General features: G+C 61.0%; 25 protein-coding genes. 11 read left to right on the top strand and 14 right to left on the bottom strand.

Going from position 1 to position 26,134, the window contains the following annotated elements:
• Nucleotides 1–12 precede the first annotated feature (12 nt).
• Entirely contained in the window at nucleotides 13–342 is a 330-nt protein-coding gene (gene trxA / locus H096_RS07605; protein ID WP_015886460.1) for a thioredoxin TrxA, read from the bottom strand.
• A gap of 121 nt (nucleotides 343–463) precedes the next feature.
• A complete protein-coding gene (locus H096_RS07600) occupies nucleotides 464–1,159 on the bottom strand; it encodes an FCD domain-containing protein (RefSeq protein ID WP_033897530.1) in 696 nt (231 codons plus the stop codon).
• Nucleotides 1,160–1,414: 255 nt separating this feature from the next.
• Here H096_RS07600 and H096_RS07590 point away from each other — a divergent pair, with 255 nt between their 5' ends.
• Genes H096_RS07590 through H096_RS07575 form a run of 4 tightly spaced genes read left to right on the top strand, consistent with a single transcriptional unit; the run spans nucleotide 1,415 to nucleotide 4,257 of the window.
• Nucleotides 1,415–2,200 carry a transporter substrate-binding domain-containing protein gene (locus H096_RS07590; RefSeq protein ID WP_033897528.1) on the top strand — a complete coding sequence of 262 codons (786 nt, stop codon included), beginning with the start codon at nucleotides 1,415–1,417 and terminating at the stop codon, nucleotides 2,198–2,200.
• Between the two features lie 17 nt (nucleotides 2,201–2,217).
• Nucleotides 2,218–2,886, top strand: a complete 669-nt coding sequence (locus tag H096_RS07585) for an amino acid ABC transporter permease (RefSeq protein ID WP_005792409.1) — start codon at nucleotides 2,218–2,220, stop codon at nucleotides 2,884–2,886.
• Nucleotides 2,883–3,533, top strand: coding sequence for an amino acid ABC transporter permease (locus H096_RS07580; protein WP_033897527.1), 651 nt, complete (start codon nucleotides 2,883–2,885; stop codon nucleotides 3,531–3,533). The genes H096_RS07585 and H096_RS07580 overlap by 4 nt, the downstream gene beginning before the upstream one ends.
• The gene (locus tag H096_RS07575; protein WP_033897526.1) at nucleotides 3,520–4,257 is read left to right on the top strand and encodes an amino acid ABC transporter ATP-binding protein; all 738 of its coding nucleotides are present in this window, start codon (nucleotides 3,520–3,522) and stop codon (nucleotides 4,255–4,257) included. Before H096_RS07580 ends, H096_RS07575 begins: the two co-directional genes overlap by 14 nt.
• Here the strand turns inward: H096_RS07575 and H096_RS07570 are convergent.
• The 4 genes from H096_RS07570 to H096_RS07555 all read right to left on the bottom strand — a co-directional run bounded on the left by H096_RS07570 (nucleotide 4,238) and on the right by H096_RS07555 (nucleotide 8,763).
• A complete protein-coding gene (locus tag H096_RS07570) occupies nucleotides 4,238–4,768 on the bottom strand; it encodes a hypothetical protein (protein WP_033897525.1) in 531 nt (176 codons plus the stop codon). The genes H096_RS07575 and H096_RS07570 overlap by 20 nt on opposite strands.
• Nucleotides 4,758–7,274 carry a fimbria/pilus outer membrane usher protein gene (locus tag H096_RS07565; protein ID WP_241495486.1) on the bottom strand — a complete coding sequence of 839 codons (2,517 nt, stop codon included), beginning with the start codon at nucleotides 7,272–7,274 and terminating at the stop codon, nucleotides 4,758–4,760. The genes H096_RS07570 and H096_RS07565 overlap by 11 nt, the downstream gene beginning before the upstream one ends.
• A 7-nt stretch (nucleotides 7,275–7,281) precedes the next feature.
• Nucleotides 7,282–7,977, bottom strand: coding sequence for a fimbria/pilus chaperone family protein (locus tag H096_RS07560; RefSeq protein WP_082461460.1), 696 nt, complete (start codon nucleotides 7,975–7,977; stop codon nucleotides 7,282–7,284).
• 135 nt (nucleotides 7,978–8,112) lie between these two features.
• Complete coding sequence (locus tag H096_RS07555; protein ID WP_033897524.1) at nucleotides 8,113–8,763, bottom strand: DUF1120 domain-containing protein; 651 nt, start codon at nucleotides 8,761–8,763, stop codon at nucleotides 8,113–8,115.
• A gap of 444 nt (nucleotides 8,764–9,207) precedes the next feature.
• Here H096_RS07555 and ppx point away from each other — a divergent pair, with 444 nt between their 5' ends.
• On the top strand, nucleotides 9,208–10,710 hold the full coding sequence (ppx, locus tag H096_RS07550; protein WP_033897523.1) for an exopolyphosphatase: 1,503 nt from the start codon (nucleotides 9,208–9,210) through the stop codon (nucleotides 10,708–10,710).
• A gap of 185 nt (nucleotides 10,711–10,895) precedes the next feature.
• Here the strand turns inward: ppx and ppk1 are convergent, their stop codons facing one another.
• Together ppk1 and hemB are read right to left on the bottom strand one after the other, a co-directional pair.
• Nucleotides 10,896–13,118, bottom strand: a complete 2,223-nt coding sequence (gene ppk1, locus H096_RS07545) for a polyphosphate kinase 1 (RefSeq protein WP_028618415.1) — start codon at nucleotides 13,116–13,118, stop codon at nucleotides 10,896–10,898.
• 18 nt (nucleotides 13,119–13,136) lie between these two features.
• Nucleotides 13,137–14,150: a porphobilinogen synthase gene (gene hemB, locus H096_RS07540; protein ID WP_033897522.1), complete on the bottom strand. Its 1,014-nt coding sequence runs from the start codon at nucleotides 14,148–14,150 to the stop codon at nucleotides 13,137–13,139.
• Between the two features lie 208 nt (nucleotides 14,151–14,358).
• Here hemB and H096_RS07535 point away from each other — a divergent pair, with 208 nt between their 5' ends.
• Entirely contained in the window at nucleotides 14,359–14,994 is a 636-nt protein-coding gene (locus H096_RS07535; protein ID WP_033897595.1) for a DedA family protein, read from the top strand.
• Here the strand turns inward: H096_RS07535 and H096_RS07530 are convergent.
• Entirely contained in the window at nucleotides 14,975–16,210 is a 1,236-nt protein-coding gene (locus H096_RS07530; RefSeq protein WP_033897521.1) for a sterol desaturase family protein, read from the bottom strand. The two genes, H096_RS07535 and H096_RS07530, sit on opposite strands and share 20 nt — an antisense overlap.
• 116 nt (nucleotides 16,211–16,326) lie before the next feature.
• Between H096_RS07530 and elbB the strand changes: the two genes are divergently transcribed.
• Nucleotides 16,327–16,992, top strand: coding sequence for an isoprenoid biosynthesis glyoxalase ElbB (gene elbB, locus H096_RS07525; protein WP_033897520.1), 666 nt, complete (start codon nucleotides 16,327–16,329; stop codon nucleotides 16,990–16,992).
• 121 nt (nucleotides 16,993–17,113) lie between these two features.
• Here elbB and H096_RS07520 read toward each other — a convergent pair whose 3' ends face one another.
• Entirely contained in the window at nucleotides 17,114–17,569 is a 456-nt protein-coding gene (locus tag H096_RS07520) for a YaiI/YqxD family protein (RefSeq protein ID WP_033897519.1), read from the bottom strand.
• Nucleotide 17,570: 1 nt separating this feature from the next.
• Nucleotides 17,571–19,466 (bottom strand): FTR1 family protein, encoded by a 1,896-nt coding sequence (locus H096_RS07515; RefSeq protein ID WP_033897518.1) that lies wholly within the window; start codon nucleotides 19,464–19,466, stop codon nucleotides 17,571–17,573.
• Nucleotides 19,467–19,723: 257 nt separating this feature from the next.
• Between H096_RS07515 and H096_RS07510 the strand changes: the two genes are divergently transcribed.
• From H096_RS07510 to H096_RS07495, 4 genes are read left to right on the top strand one after another with little or no spacing between them, the layout of a single operon-like run.
• Nucleotides 19,724–21,118: a lipoprotein gene (locus H096_RS07510; protein WP_033897517.1), complete on the top strand. Its 1,395-nt coding sequence runs from the start codon at nucleotides 19,724–19,726 to the stop codon at nucleotides 21,116–21,118.
• 10 nt (nucleotides 21,119–21,128) lie between these two features.
• A complete protein-coding gene (locus H096_RS07505; RefSeq protein WP_028618423.1) occupies nucleotides 21,129–21,500 on the top strand; it encodes a YcfL family protein in 372 nt (123 codons plus the stop codon).
• Between the two features lie 35 nt (nucleotides 21,501–21,535).
• Nucleotides 21,536–22,123: a penicillin-binding protein activator LpoB gene (lpoB, locus tag H096_RS07500; protein ID WP_033897516.1), complete on the top strand. Its 588-nt coding sequence runs from the start codon at nucleotides 21,536–21,538 to the stop codon at nucleotides 22,121–22,123.
• 3 nt (nucleotides 22,124–22,126) lie between these two features.
• Nucleotides 22,127–22,867: a hypothetical protein gene (locus tag H096_RS07495; RefSeq protein WP_033897515.1), complete on the top strand. Its 741-nt coding sequence runs from the start codon at nucleotides 22,127–22,129 to the stop codon at nucleotides 22,865–22,867.
• A 36-nt stretch (nucleotides 22,868–22,903) separates the two neighbouring features.
• On the opposite strand, the gene H096_RS07490 is transcribed toward H096_RS07495, so the two are convergent.
• The 3 genes from H096_RS07490 to H096_RS07480 all read right to left on the bottom strand — a co-directional run bounded on the left by H096_RS07490 (nucleotide 22,904) and on the right by H096_RS07480 (nucleotide 26,107).
• Nucleotides 22,904–23,536 carry a LysE family transporter gene (locus tag H096_RS07490; protein ID WP_016975855.1) on the bottom strand — a complete coding sequence of 211 codons (633 nt, stop codon included), beginning with the start codon at nucleotides 23,534–23,536 and terminating at the stop codon, nucleotides 22,904–22,906.
• 88 nt (nucleotides 23,537–23,624) lie between these two features.
• Nucleotides 23,625–24,197 (bottom strand): mechanosensitive ion channel family protein, encoded by a 573-nt coding sequence (locus H096_RS07485; protein ID WP_010207425.1) that lies wholly within the window; start codon nucleotides 24,195–24,197, stop codon nucleotides 23,625–23,627.
• Nucleotides 24,197–26,107 (bottom strand): ATP-binding cassette domain-containing protein, encoded by a 1,911-nt coding sequence (locus H096_RS07480; RefSeq protein WP_028618428.1) that lies wholly within the window; start codon nucleotides 26,105–26,107, stop codon nucleotides 24,197–24,199. Before H096_RS07480 ends, H096_RS07485 begins: the two co-directional genes overlap by 1 nt.
• Nucleotides 26,108–26,134: the final 27 nt, after the last annotated feature.

Raw genomic sequence — 26,134 nt, 5'->3', positions numbered from 1 at the left:
TTTTGACGACGCTTAGATGTTCGCGTCGAGGAAAGCTTGCAGCTGAGACTTCGACAGCGCGCCTACTTTGGTCGCTTCGACGTTGCCGTTCTTGAACAGCATCAGGGTCGGGATACCACGCACGCCGTGCTTGGCCGGGGTTTCCTGGTTGTCGTCGATGTTCAGCTTGGCAATGGTCAGCTTGCCTTCGTAGGTGGTCGCAATGTCGTCCAGGACTGGAGCGATCATTTTGCAAGGGCCACACCATTCAGCCCAGTAGTCAACCAGCACCGGGCCAGCAGCCTTGAGTACTTCGGCCTCAAAGGTCGCGTCGGTGACGTGCTTGATAAGATCGTTGCTCATGGATGTCTCCGGATTGTAAGCAAAAAAAACGTGGCCCATCATAGCCGCCCTTCCCCCGTTCAGGAAGCCGCCTCTGATTGAGTCTTGCTATGGTGGTGCATGAGTTTGGGTATAGCCCAACTCACGGCCTGACGGGAGTCACGAAGGCAATGCCGGTGCGCAACGCCGCGTTGCGCACGTGCTCCTGCATGGTTTTCTGCGCCGCTGCACTGGCCCGCCGGGCCAGGGCACGCAGGATCCGGCGGTGCTCCTGCCAGGTTTCCATCGCCCGCTCCGGCCGGATGAACGGTAGCTTCTGGCTCTCCAGGAACACCTCGGCACTGGCACTCAGGATGCTCACCATCGCCTGATTACCGCTGGCCAGCAGAATGCGCTGGTGGAATTCGAAGTCCAGCCGTGCGGCCGCCTCGAAGTCGCCGGCCTTGAGTACCTTGCGCATGGCCTCGACGTTGTCTTGCAGGCTGTCCAGCTCATCGAGGGTCAGCGTCACCGCCGCCAACCCCGCCGCAAACCCTTCCAGCGCATAGCGCAACTGGAAGATATCCAGTGGCGTGGCCTGGGCCGCGAAGGGCCAGGCAAACCCCGGCGACTCCTCGGCGGCCTGCACGAACACACCCTTTCCAGGCTGCACACTGACCACACCCAACGCGCTGAGGGACGACAACGCCTCGCGCAACGACGCCCTGCTCACCCCCAACTGCACCGCCAGATCCCGTTGCGACGGCAAGGCATCGCCCGGCCCGAAGCCTTGCTCCTTGATCAGTTTGCGGATGGCCTGCAGGGCCGCTTCCGGTACGGCTTGGGCGATGGAATTCATAGAAAACTCAAGGTTCCAGACAACTGAGCGGCTAGTTGTAAAGCTATTCGCGGCCGACGGCAAGCCACGCCCCAAAGGGGCTCGCGAGGTTTTGCCGGCGCTCGAAAAGGGTGCGAAAACCGTTGCAACTGTTCAGACCAGTAAGACCACCGCAACTCAACAAATCCCTGGCTTGCAGGCGTTCTTCAGGGTGATGGCATGGGCTGTGCACTGAGCAAATCCAGAAAATTCCTTCGCCCTTCTCGGAGAGTTGCCATGACCAAGCGCTACAGCGCCCTGCTTACTGCCCTGTTTGCCAGCCTGATGCTGGGCCAGGCACCCGCCCAGGCCAACGGTCTGGACGACATCGTCGCCCGTGGCACCCTCAAGGTCGCCGTGCCTCAGGACTTTCCGCCGTTCGGTTCGGTCGGCCCCGACATGAAGCCTCGTGGCCTGGACATCGACACCGCCAAGCTGCTGGCCGACCAGCTCAAGGTCAAGCTGGAACTCACCCCAGTCAACAGCACCAACCGCATTCCCTTCCTTACCACCGGCAAGGTCGACTTGGTGATCTCCAGCCTGGGCAAGAACGCCGAGCGGGAAAAGGTCATCGACTTCTCCAAGGCCTATGCACCGTTCTACCTGGCCGTGTTCGGCCCGCCTGAAGCAGCCATCAGCAGCACCGACGACCTCAAGGGCAAGACCATCAGCGTGACCCGTGGCGCCATTGAAGACATCGAGCTGACCGCCGTGGCGCCCAAGGAAGCCACGATCAAGCGTTTCGAAGACAACAACTCGACCATCGCCGCCTACTTGGCGGGCCAGGTCGACCTGATCGCGAGCGGCAACGTGGTGATGGTGGCGATCAGCGAACGCAACCCCAAACGCGTGCCGGCGCTGAAAGTGAAGCTCAAGGACTCGCCGGTGTACGTGGGCGTGAACAAGAACGAGCCGGCGCTGCTGGAGAAGGTCAACCAGATCCTGGTCGCGGCCAAGGCCAATGGCAGCCTGGAGAAAAACGCACTGCAATGGCTGAAAGAGCCACTGCCCGCCGATCTCTGAAGCGACGGAGCTGACTCATGGCGTATCAATTTGACTTCGTGCCGGTGCTGGCCAATACCGACCTGCTGTTGCGCGGCGCGCTGTTCACCCTTGAGCTGACGGCCATCGGCGCCCTCCTCGGCGTGGCCCTGGGCACCGTCGGCGCCGTGGTGCGGGCGTGGAAGATCCAGCCGTTTGCGTGGATCTTCGGTGTGTATGTCGAGTTGATCCGCAACACGCCGTTCCTGGTGCAGCTGTTCTTCATCTTCTTCGGCCTGCCGTCTTTGGGGCTGAAGATCACCGAATGGCAAGCGGCGGTGCTGGCGATGGTGATCAACCTGGGCGCCTACTCCACGGAAATCATCCGCGCCGGCATTCAAGCCATCCCGCGCGGACAACTGGAAGCCGCCGCCGCGCTGGCGATGACACGCTTCGAAGCCTTCCGCCACGTAGTGCTGCTGCCGGCGCTGGGCAAGGTGTGGCCGGCATTGAGCAGCCAGATCATCATCGTGATGCTCGGTTCGGCGGTGTGTTCGCAGATCGCCACCGAAGAGTTGAGTTTTGCCGCCAACTTTATCCAGTCGCGCAACTTCCGTGCGTTCGAAACCTATGCCCTGACCACGTTGGTGTACTTGTGCATGGCGCTGATGATTCGCCAGTTGCTCAACTGGATCGGCCGCCGCTTCGTGATGAGGAACAGCCGATGAGTGATTTTTCATTCTGGGACATCGTGCGCAACCTGCTCACGGGTCTGCAATGGACGCTGTTGCTGTCGCTGGTGGCGTTCATCGGTGGAGGCGTGATCGGTTTGCTGGTGATGACGATGCGCATCAGCCGCAAGGCCTTCCCGCGCAACCTGGCGCGCACCTATATCGAACTGTTCCAAGGCACGCCGCTGTTAATGCAGCTGTTCCTGGTGTTTTTCGGCATTGCCCTGCTCGGTGTGGATATCTCGCCCTGGCTGGCGGCGGCGATTGCCCTGACCTTGTTCACCAGCGCCTACCTCGCCGAAATCTGGCGCGGCTGTGTCGATTCCATCGCCCACGGCCAATGGGAAGCTTCGGCCAGCCTTGCACTTAACCCGCTTGAGCAACTGCGCTACGTGATCCTACCCCAAGCGCTGCGGATTGCCGTCGCGCCCACCGTGGGGTTTTCGGTGCAGGTGGTCAAAGGCACCGCCGTGACCTCGATCATCGGCTTCACCGAACTGACCAAGACCGGCGGCATGCTCGCCAACGCCACCTTCGAGCCCTTCATGGTCTACGGCTTGGTGGCCCTTGGTTACTTTTTGCTCTGCTACCCCTTGTCCCTCAGTGCGCGCTACCTGGAAAGGAGACTGCATGCCTCTGCTTAGAATTTCCGCCCTGCATAAGTATTACGGCGATCACCATGTACTCAAGGGCATCGACCTGAGCGTTGAAGAAGGCCAGGTGGTGGCGATCATCGGCCGCAGCGGTTCGGGCAAATCCACCTTGCTGCGCACCCTCAATGGCCTGGAGTCGATCAACGACGGCGTGATCGAAGTCGATGGCGAATACCTTGATGCCGCCCGTGCCGACCTGCGCAGCCTGCGGCAGAAAGTCGGCATGGTGTTCCAGCAGTTCAACCTGTTCCCGCACCTGACGGTGGGCGAGAACGTCATGCTTGCGCCGCAGGTTGTGCAAAAAGTGCCGAAGGCCAAGGCGGCTCAATTGGCCAGGCAAATGCTGGAGCGCGTCGGGCTGGGTGAAAAGTTCGATGCCTTCCCCGATCGCCTGTCTGGCGGCCAGCAACAACGCGTGGCGATTGCACGCGCCTTGGCTATGTCGCCCAAGGTGCTGTTGTGCGATGAAATCACCTCGGCCCTCGACCCGGAACTGGTCAATGAAGTGCTCAGCGTGGTGCGCCAACTGGCCAAGGACGGCATGACCCTGATCATGGTGACCCACGAAATGCGCTTCGCCCGTGAAGTCGGCGACAAGCTGGTGTTCATGCACCAGGGCAAGGTGCACGAGGTGGGCGATCCCAAGGTGTTGTTTGCCAACCCGCAGACCGCCGAGCTGGCCAACTTTATCGGCTCTACGGAACAGCCGGGCTGACCAGTTCGAATTGGCCACGCCCCTCCAGCAGCACCTCCCGACGTACCGAGAGGGCATCGGCCGGCAATTGAACCGCTATTTCCACCTGGGCCGTCAGCCGACGGCCCATCACCGGCGCACCGCCTGCGCTCGTCGATAACACACGCCCCGGTAACAGCTGCCCACTGGAGGCTTCATCGGGCTGCCACGATACCGGCCTGCCGTCGACCTGGGCCTGCCTCAGGTTCAAGGTAAAACGTCCTTGCCGACCAAACTGGAAGCCTTGGGCATCGGCGGCTACACCGCTGAAGCGCAGCGCCATCGCCGAAGGGTCCGTGCAAAGCACACTCAAATGCAGCGTGCGTGGCGTGTCCAGCGTCATTGTCGCCCTGCCGGACGATGCTTGCGAAGGGCGAATCACCCCATAGTCGACCCGGGGCTCGCTCAGGGTCATCCGGCAGTTTTCGGCCTGGGCCTGGCTCGTCACGAGGGCCGCCCACAACAGCCACAGGCTCTTACGCTTAGCGAACATGGCACACCACCGGTGCGCTGTCGTAGAGTTTGTCATCGTCGGGCTCTTGCTCCGGGTTGACTTGCAGCACGCAGGATTTGGAGTCCGGCAGTGAAACCTTCAGGGTTTGCGGCCCATCGATATTGCTCAGGAAAATCATGCCCTCACCCACTACGCTGGTTACAAAGCTGTTGCCTTCGCCGAACACCGCGGCACCTTGCGGCAGTGGTCGGCCCTCTTCGTCCTGGGCTTCAAGCAACAGACGACGGACTTTCACCACATCAAAATTGAGAATATTGACCGACCCCCGACCGGCAGCGAGCACCTTGGTGCCGTTTTTCAAGTCGACGCGCTTGGGCAACGACTGGGTCTGCACCTGCAGATGGTTGTTGCCGTAGGCCTGCAGCCCGGGGATCACCGCTTGGCCGCTGAAGTCGGTCCATACCGGCCCTTGGGGCGTCGAGACCTTGGCCGCTCCGATATCACCCACCGAGACGATGCCAAAAGTGTCCTGCACCGCATACGGCGAGAAGGTCACGCCGTGCTCATGGGCCACGATGCCACCTTGCAGTTGCCCGGAATAGTTGGTGTTCGACGGATCACGGTCGATGCCCAAGCTCACGCGGGTATACAGCGGCAAGACGTCCACACGACCGCGCACGCTTTGCTCTCGCTCTTTCACATCCCGATCAACCCCGACTTCGTAATTCACATAGTCGTTGACCCGCTCGCTGAGGGCGGTGCCGGCATCCAGCCGGTCACCTCGACGACTGACGTAAGAACTCACACTCCGATCAGCCCCCAAGGGCACCGTGACCTGCAGCCTGACAGACGTGCCTTCGTCCAGCCGCTCATCGCGGCGGCCGCCTCGAACCGGCTCCAAGCGCCGAGGCTCGGTCGCCCCTACCTGAGCGTCGGCGATCAGTGCGACACCCACGCCGTTGAACGTGTTGTTCCACGAGGCAAAAAGGTGATCGCTGGATTGCCCGTCAAATTGCGAGCTACGGGTGAAACCGAGGGAGAAACCACCCAGGGACGGGGCCGCCCAGTTCAAACCTGCCGTGTACTGGCGCTTGAAACGCGCATCGAGGTTGTACCCCCGCGACGCCTGGCCCGCATCCAGTACCTCCCGGTAGCCGCGGCTCTGTGCCGAGGCACTCAGGTTGATATCCAGGTTGGCAAATAACGGCGTCCCCAAGGACAGCGTGCTACGCGCGCCGGACACCTCATCTTGAGCATCACGGGACAGGTTATGGCGCACGCCCACGTTCACCTGATGGAAAAACACACTGCTCAGGGAGCCGCCTGCCGACTGGTACTCGTCGGTACTCAGCAAACCGAAACCCAGCGACGAGCGTTGGCCCAGCCCCCACGTGCCGCTGCCCATGGCGACCACCGGGGAATCCTGGTTGTCGATGGCCGTTTCACGCACCTTGCCAATGGAAAAATAGTACCCCGGCGCCACCGGAACCCCACCACGGAAGGACGCAGCGGGCACCACGAAACTGCGCTTTGCCCCACGCACGTCAATCACGCTCACGTCGAGGTCGCTGGTGCTGTTCAGCAAGGGCAAACCGGTCAGTCTGAACGGGCCTTCCGGCACCAGCGTAGAGTGGATCAATGCGCCCGACTGACGGACTTCAACGCGTGACTGGCTTTGAGCCAGCCCTTCAACCACGACATTGCTGTCGCCCCCACCGGTGCGCTGCTGGCCATCCGGGAAGACCTGCAAGCCCGTCAGTTGTACACCGCCAAAGATAGGGTTGTTGCTGGAAATCTGCCCCACCTGGAAGGTCGACTGCAACGACGCGATATCACGCTGGGCATAGGCGTTCACCTGTTCGGTGCGCGACCTGCCATTGTCGGAAACATAAAACTGGCGGCTGCGTACAATCCAATTACCAAGGTTGAATCCTGCCTCGGTATAGGCCGATACGAAGCGACTTGACCCACTGCGCGACTGGGTATCGAAACCCAATATGTCGTAGTTGAAGATGGCCGCCGCGCCACCCTGGGAAAAGTCCCCGGCCTCCCACTCCGGCGCACGCAGAGACTGGGTCGGCACAACCAACGTGACCTCATCGCTGCTGGGGCGCAGCCGCACCATGGTCGCCGGATACTCCCCAACGAAATCATGGCAAGCCTGGTCTGGGGTGATGCCCTCGCGCAACACCCTGGACGGCGTGACCAGACCGGCCTTGTCCAGCAGCGCCGGAGTGAAGCACAACTGGCCCTGGTAATCGAAACGGGCGTCAACCAACCCCAGCGGCGTACCATTGACTCGCAGTCCGACCACATGGACACCTTCGCGAAAGCGCGCTGCGCTGCGAAAGTATTCAGACACCTGCGGATCAATCCCAAGGGAATTCAACGCGACCAGATCAAAACCTTGCCCCAGCCCAACCGCTGCGCTGGTGCCTGGCAGACTCCACAGCGTCGCAAGCCCCAATAGAACTCTGGAGCGAACCAGGGAAATAGTGCTCGGAACGCTATTGGCCGATCGACGGGTATGCCTGATCTTTTTCATAGGCCCGTCAATCCGCATCAACCGTAACGGGCGCGCGGTAACTGTCCACCGTAAACCCGTAGACCGTGGCCGGCTTAATCTCCACGGCCACCACTCCCGCCACCGGGCTTGCCGACGAGAGCGTCAGCACTTCACCTGGCAGGATGTAGGTTCGCGGCAACGTTGCCACGCTTGCCTGTGGGTGCAGCTGAACTTCCATCCCCATGCGCACGACGTAAGCGCTGTTGTTGTGGACCTTCAACTGATCCCCTTCACGCTTCCATGTCAGTAGCTGCCAGGGCGCATCATGTTTGGGCAAGCCTTTGGGGTGCAGGATCAATGGCAGGCTTTGGCGCAGAGTGATACCAATGGTCGCACCGCCGGGTGCACGTGCTTCGGGAATACCTTCAAAGGACACTCGTTTCAGACGCTGGGTCTTGAGCGGTTGCTTTGCGGTACTGATAAAGCGGACAAGTTGGGTGTCGCCCGCTTCAACCCGCGTAATCGGGGGCGTTACGATCAGCAAGGGTTCCGGATCTTCGGGTAGGTTTAATATGACCGAATGAAGCAACGCAGGACCAGGGTCCGTATTTTTGACGTTAAGCGTCGCCTCACCCTCTTCTTCATTCAAAATGACAACGGTTGTCTCGGGCTGCATTCCGTCCGCTACTGCCATACCGCACAAAAAAAGGCACAAGCTTATATAGCGCAGCAACGACATCATGATTATTGATAGAGCATTCACCGATTTTCCCCACAGCCATAAAGTCGAACACCAACAAACGCACACGTTAAAACAGCCGACACTTAACAAAGGCAGGCGAGCACCGTTGCCTCATGTCGGCTATTAATGACGTACTTAGATGTAATCCACTGACAGACTGGTGCGACCATCCAGCGTCACATCACGGGTCAGGTCCAAGTCCTGGGTGCGGTTGATAACGGCTTTTACTTCAAGCGTGCCTGTAAGACTGGTGATGGATGCAGGTACCGCAGTGGTACCGCTTCGCCACGAATACTGGACAGGCGATTGGGCGACTACACCGTCACTGTTCTGCCAGGACGCCCCCTGACTGCTACGCATGATAGGGCTCAGGGCGCCGCTGGACGATTGCAGGTTTTTGAGCGTAACGGAGTACCCACCGGTACGCTTGCCGTTGGCGAGGCCCAGGCCGTAGTTCTGCGCCTCGCTGAACCCGGCACCGAGGATGCCTGTCACCTTGCTGGCGGGTTGCAGGTCGGTCAGTGCCACTCGAAACTGCGCCGGCGCTTGGCCGCAATTGATGTTCAAACCCACCGTTTTCGCTACAAGTGGAGTGAACTGTGTCGGCGACAAGCTTGCGGCGGGAATTGTCTGGTAATCGACGACGCCGCTGCCGGCGAGGCTGAGGTTGCAAGCCACCGGCTTAATAGTCCCTCGTACAACCAGTTCAGCAACATTCGTTGCATGAGCCCCAATACTTGCGGCCAAGCAAAGAGCACCCATGGTCACACCAAGCATTTTCTTCATATTCAACCTGTCATCTGTAATGAATCGGTGAATTTACGATGATCGAAAGTTTCGACCATAAATAAATAACACCACGGCGAAATTGCCGAATGACAGTCTGTGGCTTTGACACCTCATTAATGAATCAGAGAACACGCCAATAAATGTGGGAGGCGTAAAAATAAAAAGTGGGCCAAACTTAAGTACCGAGTAGGTTTAAACTAAAATCCGATAAGCCAATAACTTCCACCGCGTAGGCAAAGTCGCAAATACTACAACTACAACCATTCGTTAATAACTCCTACAAAGATAATCTCAACTTCTCTTTAAACTTAGAAAACCGCCCTACAGCTCCCACAAGAATCCCTCACAGACACCCGCAGAAAAATTACCGAAGCCGTACGCGTTGGCACCAAAGGTCGATCGTGGCACGATGGCTGGGTTATCGACCGAGACCCCCTTACCATGCCGCAATCCCAAGCCAAGAATCTGTCCCTGATCGCCGCCATCGACCTGGGCTCCAACAGCTTTCACATGGTCGTGGCCAAGGCCCAGAACGGCGAAATCCGCATCCTTGAGCGGCTCGGCGAGAAAGTGCAACTGGCTGCCGGCATCGACGACGAGCGCCAGCTCAATGAAGAATCCATGCAGCGCGGGCTCGATTGCCTCAAGCGATTTGCCCAGTTGATCAACGGCATGCCCCTGGGCGCCGTGCGAATCGTCGGCACCAACGCGTTGCGCGAAGCGCGCAACCGTGGCGAATTCATCCGCCGCGCCGAGGAGATTCTTGGGCATCCCGTCGAAGTCATCTCCGGTCGTGAAGAGGCCCGTCTTATCTATCTAGGCGTGTCCCACACCCTGGCCGACACCCCCGGCAAACGCCTGGTCGCCGACATCGGCGGCGGAAGTACCGAATTCATCATTGGGCAAAGATTCGAGCCTTTGTTGCGCGAAAGCCTGCAGATGGGCTGCGTCAGCTACACCCAACGCTACTTCAAGGACGGCAAGATCACCCCGGCGCGCTACGCCCAGGCCTATACGGCGGCGCGGCTGGAGATCATGAGCATCGAGCACGCCCTGCACCGCCTGACGTGGGATGAAGCCATCGGCTCGTCCGGCACCATTCGCGCCATCGGTCTGGCCCTGAAAGCCGGCGGCCATGGCACCGGCGAAGTGAATGCCGAAGGCTTGGCGTGGCTCAAGCGCAAGCTGTTCAAGCTGGGGGACGCCGAGAAAATCGACTTCGATGGCATCAAGCCCGATCGTCGCACCATCTTCCCGGCCGGCCTGGCGATTCTCGAGGCGATCTTCGACGCCCTTGAGCTGCAACGCATGGACCACTGTGACGGCGCCCTGCGCGAAGGCGTGCTTTATGACCTGCTGGGGCGTCACCATCACGAAGACGTGCGTGAGCGCACGCTCACCTCGTTGATGGAGCGTTATCACGTCGACCTGGAACAAGCCGCCCGCGTGGAGCGCAAAGCCCTGCACGCCTTCGACCAGGTGGCCGAGGACTGGGACCTGGAGGACGGCGTCTGGCGCGAGCTGCTGGGCTGGGCCGCCAAGGTGCATGAAGTAGGCCTGGACATCGCCCACTATCATTACCACAAGCACGGCGCCTACCTGATCGAGCACTCGGACCTGGCCGGTTTCTCCCGCGAAGACCAGCAAATGCTCGCCCTGCTGGTGCGTGGTCATCGCCGTAACATCCCCAAGGACAAGTTCGCGGAGTTCGGTGACGAAGGCATCAAGCTGATCCGCCTGTGCGTGCTGCTGCGCTTTGCGATCCTGTTCCACCACATTCGTGGCACCCAGGAAATGCCCCAGGTGACCTTGCGCGCCAATGGCGACAGCCTGGATGTGGTGTTCCCGAAGGGCTGGCTGGATGAAAACCAGCTGACTCAGGCGGACTTTGCCCAGGAAGCGGAGTGGCTGACGCGGGTGGGGTTCAGCCTGAACCTGCGCTAACGCGATCTAACGAGCGGCGGGCTTGCTGTGGTGAGCGGGCTTGCCCCGCGCTGGGTGGCGAAGCAGCCCTAAAGCCAAACGCCGCATTCTTCCTGACAGAATGCGGCGTTTTTATTGGGGCGGCTTCGCCACCCAGCGCGGGGCAAGCCCGCTCACCACACGAGCCTGCTTATACAAACCGCTACTCAATTCACCGTCAGAATCGGGCTACCCAGCTTCTCCAGCAACGTCGCCTGCGCACTGCGCGGGTTCTGGTTGCCAGTCGGTGTGTTGCGCACGTAGCGGCCGTCCGACTGCAGGCTCCAGCTGTGGGTGTTGTCGGTGAGGTAGCTTTCCAGCTCCTTCTTGACCCGCATGATCAGCTTCTTGCCTTCCACCGGGAAGCACGTCTCGACACGCTTATCGAGGTTGCGCTCCATCCAGTCGGCACTGGAGAGGAACATCTGCTCTTCGCCGCCGTTGAGGAAGTAGAACACCCGCGTGTGTTCCAGGAAGCGACCGATGATCGAGCGCACATGGATATTGTGCGACACCCCAACAATGCCCGGACGCAGGCAGCACATGCCGCGCACCACCAGGTCGATGCGCACGCCGGACTGGCTGGCCTTGTACAGCGCGCGGATGATCTTCGGATCTGTCAGCGAGTTGAACTTGGCAATGATGTGCGCCGGCTTGCCGTCGAGGGCGAACTGGGTCTCGCGGGCAATCATGTCGAGCATGCCCTTCTTGAGCGTAAACGGCGCGTGCAGCAGTTTCTTCATGCGCAAGGTCTTGCCCATGCCGATCAACTGGCTGAACAACTTGCCGACGTCTTCGCACAGGGCGTCGTCGGAGGTCAGCAGGCTGTAGTCGGTGTAGAGCTTGGCGTTGCCGGCGTGGTAGTTGCCGGTGCCCAAGTGGGCGTAACGCACGATTTCACCGGCTTCACGGCGCAGGATCAGCATCATCTTGGCGTGGGTCTTGAAGCCGACCACGCCGTAGATCACCACTGCACCGGCCGCTTGCAGGCGGCTGGCCAGTTGCAGGTTGGATTCTTCGTCGAACCGCGCACGCAGCTCGATCACTGCCGTGACCTCCTTGCCGTTACGCGCAGCGTCGACCAAGGCATCGACGATTTCCGAGTTGGCGCCGGAACGGTACAGGGTCTGGCGTACCGCCAATACGTGCGGGTCCTTGGCGGCCTGGCGCAGCAGGTCGACCACCGGGGTGAAGGACTCAAACGGGTGCAACAGCAGGATGTCCTGCTTGCTCACCACGCTGAAAATATTCTCGCTGTTTTGCAGCAGTTTCGGGATCTGCGGCGTGAACGGCGTGTATTGCAGCTCCGGATGGCTGTCCAGGCCGGTGATGCTGAACAGGCGCGTCAGGTTGACCGGGCCGTTGACCTGGTACAACTCGGATTCGGCCAGGTTGAACTGCTTGAGCAGGTAGTCCGACAGGTGTTTCGGGCAGGTATCGGCCACTTCCAGGCGCACTGCATCGCCGTAGCGTCGCGAGAACAACTCGCCACGCAGGGCGCGGGCCAAGTCTTCGACGTCTTCGGAGTCCAGCGCCAGGTCGGCGTTACGGGTCAGGCGGAACTGGTAGCAACCCTTTACCTTCATGCCCTGGAACAGGTCATCGGCGTGGGCGTGGATCATCGACGAAAGGAATACATAGTTATCGCCAGCGCCCCCCACCTCTTCCGGTACCTTGATGATGCGTGGCAACAGGCGCGGGGCCGGGATGATGGCCAGGCCGGAATCGCGACCGAAGGCGTCGATACCTTCCAGCTCGACGATGAAGTTCAGGCTCTTGTTCACCAGCAACGGGAACGGGTGCGTCGGGTCGAGGCCGATCGGGGTGATGATTGGCGAGATCTCGTCACGGAAGTAACGACGCACCCAGGTCTTGATCTTGGTGGTCCAGTGACGGCGACGGATAAAACGGACCTGGTGTTTCTCCAGTTCCGGTAACAGGATGTCGTTGAGGATCGCGTATTGGCGGTCCACATGGCCGTGCACCAGTTCGCTGATGCGCGCCAGGGCCTGGTGCGGCTGCAGGCCGTCGGCACCGGCTTGTTCACGGGCGAAGGTGATTTGTTTCTTGAGGCCGGCGACGCGGATCTCGAAGAACTCGTCCAGGTTGCTGGAGAAGATCAGCAGGAACTTCAGCCGCTCCAGCAGCGGATAGGACTCATCCAGCGCCTGTTCCAGCACGCGGATGTTGAATTGCAGTTGTGACAGCTCGCGGTGGATGTACAGGCTGCTGTCATCCAGGTTGGTCACCGCCGCCACCGGGGCCGGCACGGGCGGCTCGGCTACCACGGCAGGCGCGGCGGGCTCATGCTCCGGCGGGGTCTCGGTGACTTGTTCAACCACCGGGTGAGCGTCTTTTACGGCAACTTCTGAGAGTCCTTCGGTATTCATTGAATGTTCCTGTGAGGGCTATTGTTGCTCTCTAAGCAATTGGGCGGCGCGGGCGGCGAAGTAGGTCAGAATGCCATCAGCCCCGGCGCGTTTAAAGGCTGTCAGGGATTCTAGGATCACCCCTTCACTCAGCCATCCATTCTGTATTGCAGCCATGTGCATCGCGTACTCGCCGCTGACCTGATAGACAAACGTCGGCACTTTGAATTCTTCTTTGACCCGGTAAAGGATGTCCAGGTACGGCATCCCCGGCTTGACCATCACCATGTCAGCGCCTTCGGCCAGGTCGGCCGCCACTTCGTGCAGGGCTTCATGACTGTTGGCCGGGTCCATCTGGTACGACGCCTTGTTGGCCTTGCCCAGGTTCAACGCCGAGCCCACCGCATCGCGGAACGGGCCGTAGTAGGCGCTGGCGTACTTGGCCGAATAGGCCATGATCCGCACATTGACGTGACCGGCCAGCTCCAGGGCTTCGCGAATCGCCTGGATGCGCCCGTCCATCATGTCCGACGGTGCAACCACCTGGGCGCCAGCAGCGGCGTGGGACAAGGCTTGCTTGACCAGCGCATCGACGGTGATGTCGTTTTGAACATAGCCGTCTTCGTCCAGAATGCCATCCTGACCATGGGTGGTGAACGGGTCCAGCGCCACGTCGGTGATCACCCCAAGCTCCGGGAAGCGCTCGCGCAGGGCACGGGTGGCGCGCTGGGCGATCCCGTCCGGGTTCCAGGCTTCGGCAGCATCCAGGGACTTGAGTTCAGACGGTGTGACCGGGAACAGTGCCAACGCTGGAATCCCCAGTTCAACCCAACCTGCAGCTTCTTCAAGCAGCAGATCAATGGTCAAACGCTCCACACCGGGCATCGAAGCCACCGCCTCCCGACGATCTTCCCCGTCCAGCACAAACACCGGCAGGATCAGATCGTTGGTCGTCAGTACGTTTTCACGCACCAGGCGGCGAGAAAAATCATCACGGCGATTGCGACGCAGACGGGTAGCAGGGAACAGACGATTGGCAGGGGTAAAGCTCACGACAGACTCCTGAGCCCGGGTTCACGGGCGAGCGTTGCAGTTATAAGCGGCCATTATGACGAAGGTATGACAGTTGTGCTTAAGCATGCGACCTGTAGTCGCATTCGTCATCCACGTAGGAATTGTTCACTTCGTGACACATCTCGATACTTTCATGAATCTTCGTGAAGGCGTAGGCTGCGCGTTCATTTCGCCAGCACCCCAGACCATGCTTCAACAATTTCTGCATGACTTCGGCTACTTTGCGCTCTTCCTGGGCACCTTCTTTGAAGGCGAGACCATCCTGGTCCTCGCAGGCTTCCTGGCGTTCCGTGGCTACATGGATATCAACCTGGTGGTGGTCGTTGCCTTTTTCGGCAGCTACGCCGGCGACCAGCTTTGGTATTACATGGGCCGCAAGCACGGCCGCAAGCTGTTGGCACGCAAGCCGCGCTGGCAACTGATGGGTGACAAGGCCCTGGAGCATATCCGCAAGCACCCGGATATCTGGGTGTTGAGCTTCCGCTTCGTCTACGGCTTGCGCACGGTCATGCCGGTGGCGATCGGCCTGTCCGGCTACCCACCTCTGCGCTACCTGATCCTCAACGGCATTGGTGCCGCGATCTGGGCGTTGGCGCTGGGCGCGGCGGCCTATCACTTCGGCGCGGTGCTGGAAGGTATGCTGGGCAGCATCAAGAAATACGAGCTGTGGGTGTTGGGCGCGTTGCTGCTACTGGGCTTCGGCCTGTGGCTGCGCCGCCGCATCAAGAATGCACGCATCGCCCGCGAGGCCTGCGCCGAGGCCAAGGCCCGGCTCGCCGCCGAGCCGGTCCCGGTCGAAACGCCTAAGACACCAGTCGAGTAAAACGGCTCCTGCAGCAGTAGAGGCCGATCACGCTGAGCAGGCTGTAGCTCAGCAGGCCCAGCCAGCCCAGGTTGCTGGCGGGCCATAGCCCAACCAGCGGCGCCAGCCACACCAGCGGCACATTCAGCACCAGCCGCGAAAGCTCGGCCTTCAACGCCCACGGGCGATTCTCCAGGGCCACCCCCAAGGTAAACAACCCCAGCGCCATGGCACTCCACCCCAGGATCAGCGCCGCCGTGGGCAAGCCTTCGCCGAAATTCATCAAATAGCTGCCAAAACCAACATACGCCGCAAATTGCAGGGCGATGTAGACCTGCTGGCGAACATCCAGCGGCACTTCAAATTTACGGAACTGGGTCAGGTCATGCTTGGCCAACGGGTACTTGGCCTTCACGTCCGCCGGGCGCCAGCCAGTGCGCATGAACCAGATGCGCAGCTTGTCCCACCAGCGCTCGGTACGCCGCGCATCACTCCACAACTGCGCATAAAACTGCAGGTTGGCCCACAACGGATTCCAACTGGCCAAGGGCGTAGTCACACCGAAAATCACAGGTTCGTTGTCATCTTCCTCTTGGAAGGTGCCGAACAGCCGGTCCCAAATAATGAACACCCCGCCGTAGTTGCGATCCATGTAGAGAGCGTTCTGCGCATGGTGAGCCCGATGATTGGACGGCGTGACGAAAAACCATTCATACCAGCCAAGCTTCGGCACATGCCGGGTGTGCACCCAGAATTGATAGAGCAGGTTGAGCGACGCCACGCTGATAAACACCACCAATGGCACGCCAAGGACCGCCAGGGGCAGGTAGAAGATCCAGCTCAGCAGGAAGCCGGTGCTGGTCTGGCGCAGGGCGGTGCTGAGGTTGTAGTCCTCGCTCTGGTGATGCACCGAGTGCGCGGCCCACAGGATATTGCGTTCATGGCCCATACGGTGCAGCCAGTAGTAGCAGAAGTCGTAGAACACAAAGGCGAATGCCCAGGTCCAGACGCTTTGGGCCGGCAGATCAATCAATGCAAGATGTTTGAGGGCGAACGCGTAGGTCAAAATCCCTACACCCTTGGTCAACAGCCCTGTGGTGGTGGACAGCACACCGGTGCTGAGGCTGTTGATGGCATCCGCCACCCGGTAGTTGCGCTCGCCGCGCCAGCGATCGGCGAGCAGCTCCACCACGATCAAGGCAATGAAAAACGGTACCGCGTAAGGCACGAAGTCCATGGTCTGGTCCGGTCTATTTTTGTTACATCAAGATTAGGTGCAGCGACGCGAGATCCCATTGGCAACAGATGACAAATTAGTAGACATTTAATGCCAAGACCCCAGGAGAAATGCCCATGAGCAAAAAGATTGCAGTGATCCTTTCCGGCTGCGGCGTGTACGACGGCGCAGAGATCCACGAAAGCGTGATCACCTTGCTGCGCCTGGACCAGCGCGGCGCTCAGGTCCAATGTTTTGCCCCCAACATCGCGCAGTTGCATGTAATCAACCACCTCACCGGCGAAGAAATGCCCGAGTCGCGCAATGTGCTGGTGGAGTCGGCCCGAATTGCCCGCGGTGAGGTCAAAGACATCCGCGAAGCCAATGCCGAAGACTTCGATGCGCTGATCGTGCCCGGCGGGTTTGGCGCGGCGAAGAACCTGTCGAACTTTGCCGTGGAAGGCGCAGGCTGCAGCGTCAACCCACAGGTGCTGGAGCTGGCCGAGGCCTTTGCCGAAGCGGGCAAGCCGGTGGGGCTGATCTGCATCTCACCGGCCCTGGCGGCGAAGATCTATGGCCCAGGCGTGACCTGCACCATCGGCAACTGTGCCGACACCGCCGCCGCGCTGGACAAGATGGGCGCCACTCACCAGGAATGCACGGTGGAAGATATTGTCGAGGACAAGGCGCGCAAGCTGGTGAGCACGCCAGCCTATATGCTCGGCAAGAACATCAGCGAGGTCGCTTCGGGGATCAACAAGCTGGTGGACCGGGTGTTGGAGTTGACCCACGAAAACGACTGAACACCTGTGGTGGCAAGGGAGCTTCTGTGGCGAGGGAGCTTGCTCCCGCTGGAGTGCGAAGCGCTCCCAAGATTTTGGGGCCGCTACGCAGCCCAACGGGAGCAAGCTCCCTCGCCACAGGTCAGGGTTGGCGCATCAACCGCGTGAGAATGCGATCCAGGGCATTGGCAAACGCCTGCTTGTCCTTCTCGCCATGGGGCAGTGGACCACCGCCCATCTGGCCTTGCTCCCGCAGATCCGTGAACAGGTTACGCACCGCCAGGCGTTCGCTCATGTTCGCCGGGCTGAACTCCTTGCCCCGTGGATCGAGGGCGGTGACGCCCTTTTTCACCAGACGATCGGCCAACGGCACATCGCTGCAGATCACCAACTCGCCCGGCACCGCGTGCTCCACCAGGTAGTCGTCCGCCGCATCCGGGCCGCTGGGCACCACGATCAGCTTCACACACGCGAAGCTCGGCTTGATCTGGCTCTGCCCGGCCACCAGCACCACCTCGAACTGACGCTTGAGGGCGAATTTCACCACTTGGTCCTTGGCTGCCCGAGGGCAGGCGTCGGCATCGATCCACACGCGCATGTCAGGCTGCCACTCGGCGCTTCTCGGCCAGGCGGCTGCGGCCATACAGCACCACAATCGCCAGGATCGCCACGGCCTGTGCACTCAGTGAGTACGCATCGGCGTGGATGCCCAGCCAGTCGAAGTCAAAGAACGCCACCGGCCGCGTGCCGAAGATACCGGCTTCCTGCAACGCCTTCACGCCATGCCCGGCGAACACCACCGACAACGCACACAGCAACGCCGCGTTGATCCCGAAAAACAACGCCAGCGGCAGCTTCGCCGAACCGCGCAGGATCACCCACGCCAGGCCCACCAACAGCACCAGAGCCGTGGCGCCACCCGCCAGCACCGCGTTGTGCCCGGCCGGGCCGGCTTGCAGCCACAGGGTTTCGTAGAACAGGATCACTTCAAACAGCTCGCGGTACACCGAGAAGAACGCCAGCATCGCAAAGCCGAACCGACCGCCGCCGCCCACCAGGCTGCTCTTGATGTAGTCCTGCCAAGCGGCGGCGTGGCGCCGGTCGTGCATCCACACGCCGAGCCACAGCACCATCACACTGGCGAACAGCGCCGTGCAGCCTTCCAGCAGTTCGCGCTGCGCACCACTTACGTCAATCACATACGCGGCCAACGCCCAGGTCGCCAGACCCGCCAGCAACGCCAGGCCCCAACCCACGTTGACGCTGCGCACTGCCGACTGCTGGCCTGTGTTACGCAGGAACGCGAGGATCGCAGCAAGCACCAAGATGGCTTCCAGGCCTTCACGCAGCAGGATCAGCAAGCCGGAGATGTAACTCAGCGACCAGCTCAGGCCATCACTGCCCAGCAAGCCAGCGGATTCGGTGAGCTTGCCTTTGGCCAGATCCAGGCGTTGCTGCACTTGCTCGACCGGCAAGCCGTCCTGCAACGACTGCCGATAGGCCATCAGCGCCTTCTCGGTGTCTTTGCGCACGTTGGCGTCGACGTTATCCAGCGAGCTTTCCACCAGCTCAAAGCCTTCCAGGTACGCGGCTACCGACAGGTCGTAGGCCTGCTCGTGGTCGCCGTTACGGAATGCGGCCAGGCTCTTGTCCAGGGTGGTGGAGGTGTAGTCGAGCAGCTGCGCCGGGCCACGCTTGACCTGCGGCGGTTGCGCACGCTGGGCACGGAATGTCGTGGCGGCAGCTTCACCGTTGGCGGCCAGGACTTCGTTCGGCGTCTGGCGGGCCAGGTCGGCGAGGTTGAACGGTTGCTCGCTTTTCGCGGCGGCCGGGTCTGCCGTGAAACCGGCGATATAGGTGGCCAGGTCCCAGCGCTGACGGTCGTCCAGTTGGTCGGCGAAGGACGGCATGTCGGTGCCTTCGACGCCAAGGCCGAGGGTGTTGTAGATCGCATAGAGGCTCAAGCGGTCCAGGCGCACAGGGTCGCGCAGATTGGCCGGTGGCGGCGTCATGCCGACGCTGGCCGGGCCATCACCGGCGCCCGCCGTGCCGTGGCACACCGAGCAATGCTGGGCGTAGAGCGGTGCGCCGCGGGTTGGATCAGGGGTGATTGCCGGAGCCTGGCTGACTTCATAGGCCACGGCCAGTTGGGCACCTAATTGCCGGGCTTGCCGAGCAACCGTTGCGCCGTCCTGATGGGCGGTTACCGCCGCTAACAGTTCATCGACACCTTTGACCAACGCCGCGCGATCCGGGCGCTGAGGCAACTCTGCCACCAACCCTTGCAACACGCCGAGAAACTCCACCTGTTCGCGGTATTCGGATTCATCGATAACCTTGCCCGCCTCCACCGTCGGTGGATAGTCAGCGCCAATGTAGTCGAGCAAATGCAGGGCTTGCGGGGCGCCCTCGGCAGTTGCGGCCAACAGGTTGACGCTGCACGACATCAACGCCGGCAACAGTAGCCAGGCGAGAAAACGGAAGGGGGCAGTCATGAACGAATCTCAAATGGAAATACGAAGTAACACATTGTTAAGCCTTAAAGGGTTTGACTCAAGGCGTAAGTGATTTTGTGTTCTTAGAGGCGGGGAATTTTAGGAACGGGTGGTGGCGTTTTTTGTGGGCAAATAGCCATTGTTTTGCCAGTAATGGTGCTTATAATGCCGCGCCCTGTTAGTGCGAAAGGGAATTTCGTTCCTTGTTTTTATGAGGAATGACCACATCGGTTGACACTTTCAGGGAAGAAGTTTGCATGGCATTTCGCGCTTTACCTTTTCTTGCGCTCTCGGCGGTGACGTTGTTGTCGGGCTGTTCGATGTTTCGCAGCTATGACACCGAGTTGCAGGCGACCAATCAGCAGTTGGCCAGCGGGAATGTCGACGCGGCGTTGACGCTGTTGGAGAAGAACAACAGCGGTGAAGACAAGGACTTGCTCTATTTCTTCGAGAAGGGTGAGTTGCTGCGGGCCAAGGGTGATTTGACGGGGAGCCAGACCGCCTGGCGCAGTGCTGATCTGCAAGTCTACAAATGGGAAGAGGCGGTCAAGTTCGACAGCGCCAAGTACCTGGCCCAGTTCGGCAGTTTCCTCGCCAACGACAAGGTGCGGCGCTACGAAGGCTATGACTACGAAAAAGTCATGCTGACCACGCAGATGGCGCTGAACCTGCTGGCCTTGAACGACTTCGACGGCGCACGCACCGAGATCAAGAAGACCCACGAACGCGAAGCGGTGATCGCGGAACTGCGGGATAAGGAATACCTCAAGCGCGAGGACGAAGCCGAGCGTGAAGGCGTGACCACCCAGATGAAAGACCTGCGCGGCTACCCGGTGGCAGCCCTCGACGCGCCGGAAGTGGTCGGTCTGAAGAACAGTTACCAGAGTGCGTTCAGCCATTACCTGGCCGGCTTCGTCTACGAAGCCCTGGGCGAGAAGGACCTGGCCGCGCCTGGCTATCGCAAGGCGGCCGAGTTGCGCCCCAATACCCCCTTGCTGGAACAGGCCCTGCTGGATCTGGACAAATCCAAGGTCGGTGTCGATGAAACCGACGTGCTGATCGTGGTGCAAAGTGGCCTGGCGCCGGCCCGCGACTCGATTCGCCTGCCGATTCCGATCCCGATCAACGGTAACCTGGTGATCACCCCGCTGTCGTTCCCGGTGATCAAGGCCGATACGTCCACCGCGACTTTCGCCCAGATCGGCGTCGACGGCCGGCAACAGAACCTCACCGCACTCAACAGCACCACGGCCATGTCCCGCCGCGCCCTGCGCGATGACATGCCAGGGATCATCCTGCGCACCACGGTGCGTGCGGTCACCCGTGGTGTGGCGCAAAACAACCTGAACAAGACCAACCCTATGGCAGGCCTGGTGCTGGGTATCGCCTCGGCAGTCACTGAAGGTGCAGACACCCGGACCTGGCGCACCCTGCCGGACATGACCCAGGTGACGCGCCTGCGCCTCAAGCACGGCGAGCACCAGGTCAGCCTGCCCAACGCTCTGGGCGGCACGCTGGTGACGGTCAAGGCTGACCAGCGTTATCAGGTGATCACCCTGCGCGTGGTTGGCAACCAGGTATTCGCCGGTGGCCTGGCCGCCCATGTGGTGCCGAGCACCGCCACCCAGGCCATCGCCCTCAAACAACCTTAAGGAGCACGCTATGCGTCATTTCATCCTCGGCGCCCTGGCGCTGGTCCTGCTGGCCGGCTGCGCCACCCCGCCACCACCGGAGCCTGGCAGCGCCGCCAGCAAAATCGTGGTGATGGGCAAGTTCAAGGGCATCGCCGTCGGTGCCATCCGCGTTGCGCGTGAAAACGGCTTCCTGACTGCCAAGGTGCAGTTGAGCAACATCACCAGCAGTAACCAGACGATGTATTACCGCTTCGCCTGGCTGGGAGCCGACGGCTTCCCGGTGGGCGACGAAGAAACCTGGAAAGTGCTGAGCCTGTACGCCAACCAGGCGACCTTTCTGCCGGCCATCGCCAACTTGCCTCAAGCGGCGGACTTCCGCCTTGAAGTGAAGACGCCTTGAGCCGTTCCCCTTCTACGTTTCAGAGAGAATTCCCCATGTTTGCACGCTTCTCGATCCTCGCCGTGGTTGCCCTGCTGGCCAGCGGTTGCTCCAACACCTCGCCTGTACTGGGCAGCAAGAACATCAACTACGGCGACACCAAGGCCGTGGAAACGATCACCAACGAGTTCGGCTCCACCGACCTGCAGATGATCGCCGAAAGCATGACCCGCTCCCTCGCCCAGTCCGGCATCCTGCAGGGCCGCCCGGTGGTGCAGGTGTATGACGTGAAGAACAAAACCAGCGAGTACATCGATACCCGCGAGATCACCACGTCGATCAAGACCCAGCTGATGAAGACCGGCACCGCCCGCTTCGCCAGCGACAACACCGACATGCAAAGCCAGGTCGACCAGCTCAAGCTGCAGAACCAGAGCGGCCTGTACAAGAAGTCCACCGTCAGCAAGACCGGCAACATGGTCGCCGCCAAGTACCGCCTGGAAGGCTCCATCAGTTCCATCGTCAAGCGCAGCTCGGACTACAAGGACGTGTTCTACAAATTCAGCCTGCAACTGGTCGACGTCGAGAGCGGCCTGGCCGAATGGATGGACGAAAAAGAAATCCGCAAGACCACGGAGCGCTAAGCAATGCGTGCATGGATCGGCATGATCGGCCTGCTGTGCGCCTTTGGCGCCTCGGCCGCCCCGAAGATCGCGGTGACCGACCTGGCCTACGAGGCGCGGGTCGAGGAATATATCCACCAGGTGTCGGCCAGCAACAACTTCCAGGCAAGCGCCTACCACGCCAGCGGTGCGTCGAACTACAGCGAGTACGAAAGCCGTACCAGCTACATCGAACAGACCGAGCTGCGTAAATTCAGCGGCGACATCAAGGGCGAGATTCTCAAGTCGCGTCAGTTCCAGCTGGTACAGGGCACGCCCTACACCGCAGATGCCAAGGGTGACGTCTACGACGTGATCAAGCGCATCAAGGCCGGTCACTTCAAGGGCGCGGACTATGTGCTGTTCGGCACCCTGTCGGACATCGACTTCACCCAGGACATCAACGCCCTGGACCACACCAACAGCTACTCGGCCGTACTGGGCCTGACGTTGGTGGCGGATTTCAGCCTGATCAACACACGCACCTACGAGATCACCTCGGCGTTCACCGCCATGGGTGAAGGCCAGGACACCAAGCTGGTGAACAGCCGCGATGTGCGCGTGAGCCTGAACCGGCCGCGCGTGGTGAAGGACGTGTCGAAAGCACTGGGTGAGGATGTGGCGCGGCAGTTGGCGGAGCAATTGGGGGGCGGGTATCAAGACCCGGGCAAGCCGGCGCTGCGCAACAACCTGCCAAGGGATGAAGCACCCAAAATCCTGCGTTGAGCCCCGTAGGAGCCGGCTTTCCGGCTCCTACAACGGTTACGCGGTCGCGCGATGAAGGCTGGCGAGAAAGCCAGCCGCCCCAACAAACAACCCGGCAAACGTACGGTTCATACGCTTCTGTTGTTTAGGCGTACGCAACAGGCGCAATACCTTCGACGCCAACCCCGTATACCCCGCCATCACCACCATATCGACGCAGATCATCGTCGCACCCAGGATCAGGTACTGGGTCAGCAGCGGCGCCTGCGGGTTCACGAACTGCGGCAGCACCGCCAGCATGAACACCAAGGCCTTGGGGTTGCTGGCATTCACCAGGAAACCACGGAACATCATCGCCATCGGCTTGCCGATCGGGCGCACGGCCGCGTCATCGGTCATGTCCATGGGCAACGCGCGCCATTGCTTGATGGCCAGATACACCAGGTACGCGACGCCAAACCATTTGATTGCATAGAACGCGGTGGAGGATGTCGCCAGGATGGCACCCAGGCCGCATGCCACGACGGCAATCTGCATCGCCAGGCCCAGTTGCAGGCCAATCGCGTTCCAGTAACCGCGCAGGAAACCATATTGCAGGCCGCTGGACATCGAGGCGATGGCGCCAGCGCCAGGGGAAAGGGAGATGATCCAACTGGCCAGGAAAAAGGCCAGCCACGTATCGAGTGCCATTACACACCTCAAGAGGGAGTTTGCTGTTGTGCCTTAAGCTAACTCCGCCGACCAAAGGCTGGCTATAGATTTTTACAAGATGTGAATACTAGCGGTCGCCCGGAAACACATGGGTACCTGGCCAACGCCGCACCGAACGCTGGAAAAACAGGCTGTTGGGCACTTGCACCATCGCGCTGTCAGTCCCCGCTTCTGCCACTTCGATCAACGTGGTGTAGAGCAGATTGATCGCCACGACCCGGCCCTTCACCCCTGGTTTGTCGACGGTATCCACCAATTCGACGATATCGCCCAGGCGAAACGGCCCGACGGTGAAGATCAGGATGGCGCACAGCAGGTTGGACAACACCGACCACATGGCGAAGAACGCCACGGCTGCGACCGCGACAAACCCGGACAACGCCGTCCACAGCACTGTGGCGGACACACCCAGGCGGCCCAGCACGAAGATCAGCGCACTGCCCATGATCAGCCAGCGCAAGCCACCGCGCAGCGGCATCAGCAGCTGCGGCGGGAATGGGTAGCGCTCACCCAGCCGGGTCAGGCCTTTGGCGACGAAGCGCTGGGCAAGGTAACCCGCCAGCAGGATGAGCAGGATTTGCACGCCAACCCAGACGGGCTCGACCCACTGTGTCGGTATCGGCAGCTGCAACGCTTCCATCAGGACAGCGCCTCCAGCTCCGCTTGCAGGGTTTCGAGCAATTCGAGAGCTTCCATCCAGGTCTCCTCCAATTGCCCTTCACGCACCTTGAGCTTGGCCTGTTCGGCCAGCAGGTCGCGCAACTCATCCTTGCGGGCGGCCTCGTAGACGGCGCTGTCGCCCAGGCTGGCTTCGATCTTGGCCAGGCGCTCATGCACCTTGCCCAACTCGGCTTCCAGCTTGTCAGCCTCACGCTTGTGCGGCGCGAGTTGCTGACGCAACGCGGCGGCGGCTTGGCGCTGGGCCTTTTTGTCGGTCTTGTCCGGGTTGACCGGGGTGTTGCTGACCGGCGCGTTGCGCAGGCGGTAGTCCGTCAGCCAGCGCGCGTAGTCGTCCAGGTCGCCGTCGAATTCCTCGACTTTGCCGTCCGCCACCAGCAGGAAGTTATCCGTGGTGCTCTTGAGCAAATGGCGATCGTGAGACACCACCAGTACCGCGCCGCTGAACTCCTGCAGGGCCATGGTCAGCGCCAGGCGCATTTCCAGGTCCAGGTGGTTGGTCGGTTCGTCGAGCAGCAGCAGGTTCGGACGGTCCCAGGCGATCAATGCCAGGGCCAGACGGGCTTTTTCGCCGCCGGAGAAGTTCAGCACCGGCTCGTCGATGCGCGCACCACGGAAGTCGAAACCACCGAGGAAATCGCGCAGGGTTTGTTCGCGCTCGGTCGGCGCCAGGCGCTGCAGGTGCAGCAACGGGCTGGCCTTGGAATCGAGAGAGTCCAGCTGATGCTGGGCGAAGTAGCCCACCACCGTGTTCTCGCCACGGGTCAGGCGGCCGGCCAATGGCGACAGCTCACCCGACAGGTTCTTGATCAGCGTCGACTTACCCGCACCGTTAGGGCCGAGTAAACCAATGCGCGCACCCGGCGTGAGTTGCAGCTTCACTTTTTCCAGGATGGTTTTGTCGCCATAACCCAGGCGTGCATCGGAGAGATCCAGCAACGGGCTGGAGATCTTCACCGACTCGCGAAACACGAAGTCGAACGGCGAATCGACGTGGGCCGCCGACAGCTCCTCCATGCGCTCCAGTGCCTTGATCCGGCTTTGGGCCTGGCGGGCCTTGGTGGCCTGGGCCTTGAAGCGGGCAATGTAGCTTTCCATGTGCGCACGTTGCGCCTGTTGCTTCTCGAACGCCTGTTGCTGCTGGGCCAGGCGTTCGGCACGAGCACGTTCGAACGCGGTGTAGCCGCCACGGTACAGCGTGATTTTCTTCTGTTCGACGTGGGCGATGTTGTCGACCACGGCGTCGAGGAAATCCCGGTCGTGGGAAATCAGCAGCAAGGTGCCCTGGTAACTCTTGAGGAAGTCTTCCAGCCACAGGATCGCATCGAGGTCCAAGTGGTTGGTCGGTTCGTCGAGCAGCAACAGGTCCGACGGGCACATCAGGGCCTGGGCCAGGTTCAGGCGCATGCGCCAGCCGCCGGAGAAGTCCGCGACCGGACGGTCCATCTGCTCGTTGGTAAAGCCAAGGCCGGCGAGCATCTTGCGGGCGCGGGCATCGGCGGTGTAGCCGTCGGCGCTGTCGAGCTCCGAGTGCAGGCGGGCCTGGGCGGCGCCGTCCTGGGCTTTCTCGGCCTCGGCCAGGTCGTGTTGCACCTGGCGCAGGCGCAGGTCGCCATCGAGCACGTAGTCGATCGCGATGCGGTCCAGGGTGTCGATCTCCTGGCGCATATGGGCGATGCGCCAGTCGGCCGGCAGCAAGCAGTCCCCGGAATCCGGGGTCAGCTCACCCAGCAACAGGGCGAACAACGTGGATTTGCCGGCGCCGTTGGCACCGATCAGGCCGGCTTTGTGACCGGCGTGCAGGGTCAGCTCGGCGTCTTCGAGAAGACGTTGCGGGCCACGCTGTAATGTTAGGCTTTGAAGTCGGATCATAATGGCGGCGGAGTCTACCAGCTTCGT

Source organism: Pseudomonas sp. FH1, from assembly GCF_000510895.2.
Classification (GTDB): Bacteria; Pseudomonadota; Gammaproteobacteria; order Pseudomonadales; family Pseudomonadaceae; genus Aquipseudomonas; species Aquipseudomonas azotoformans_A.
This window is presented reverse-complemented; position numbering and strand designations above follow the sequence as displayed.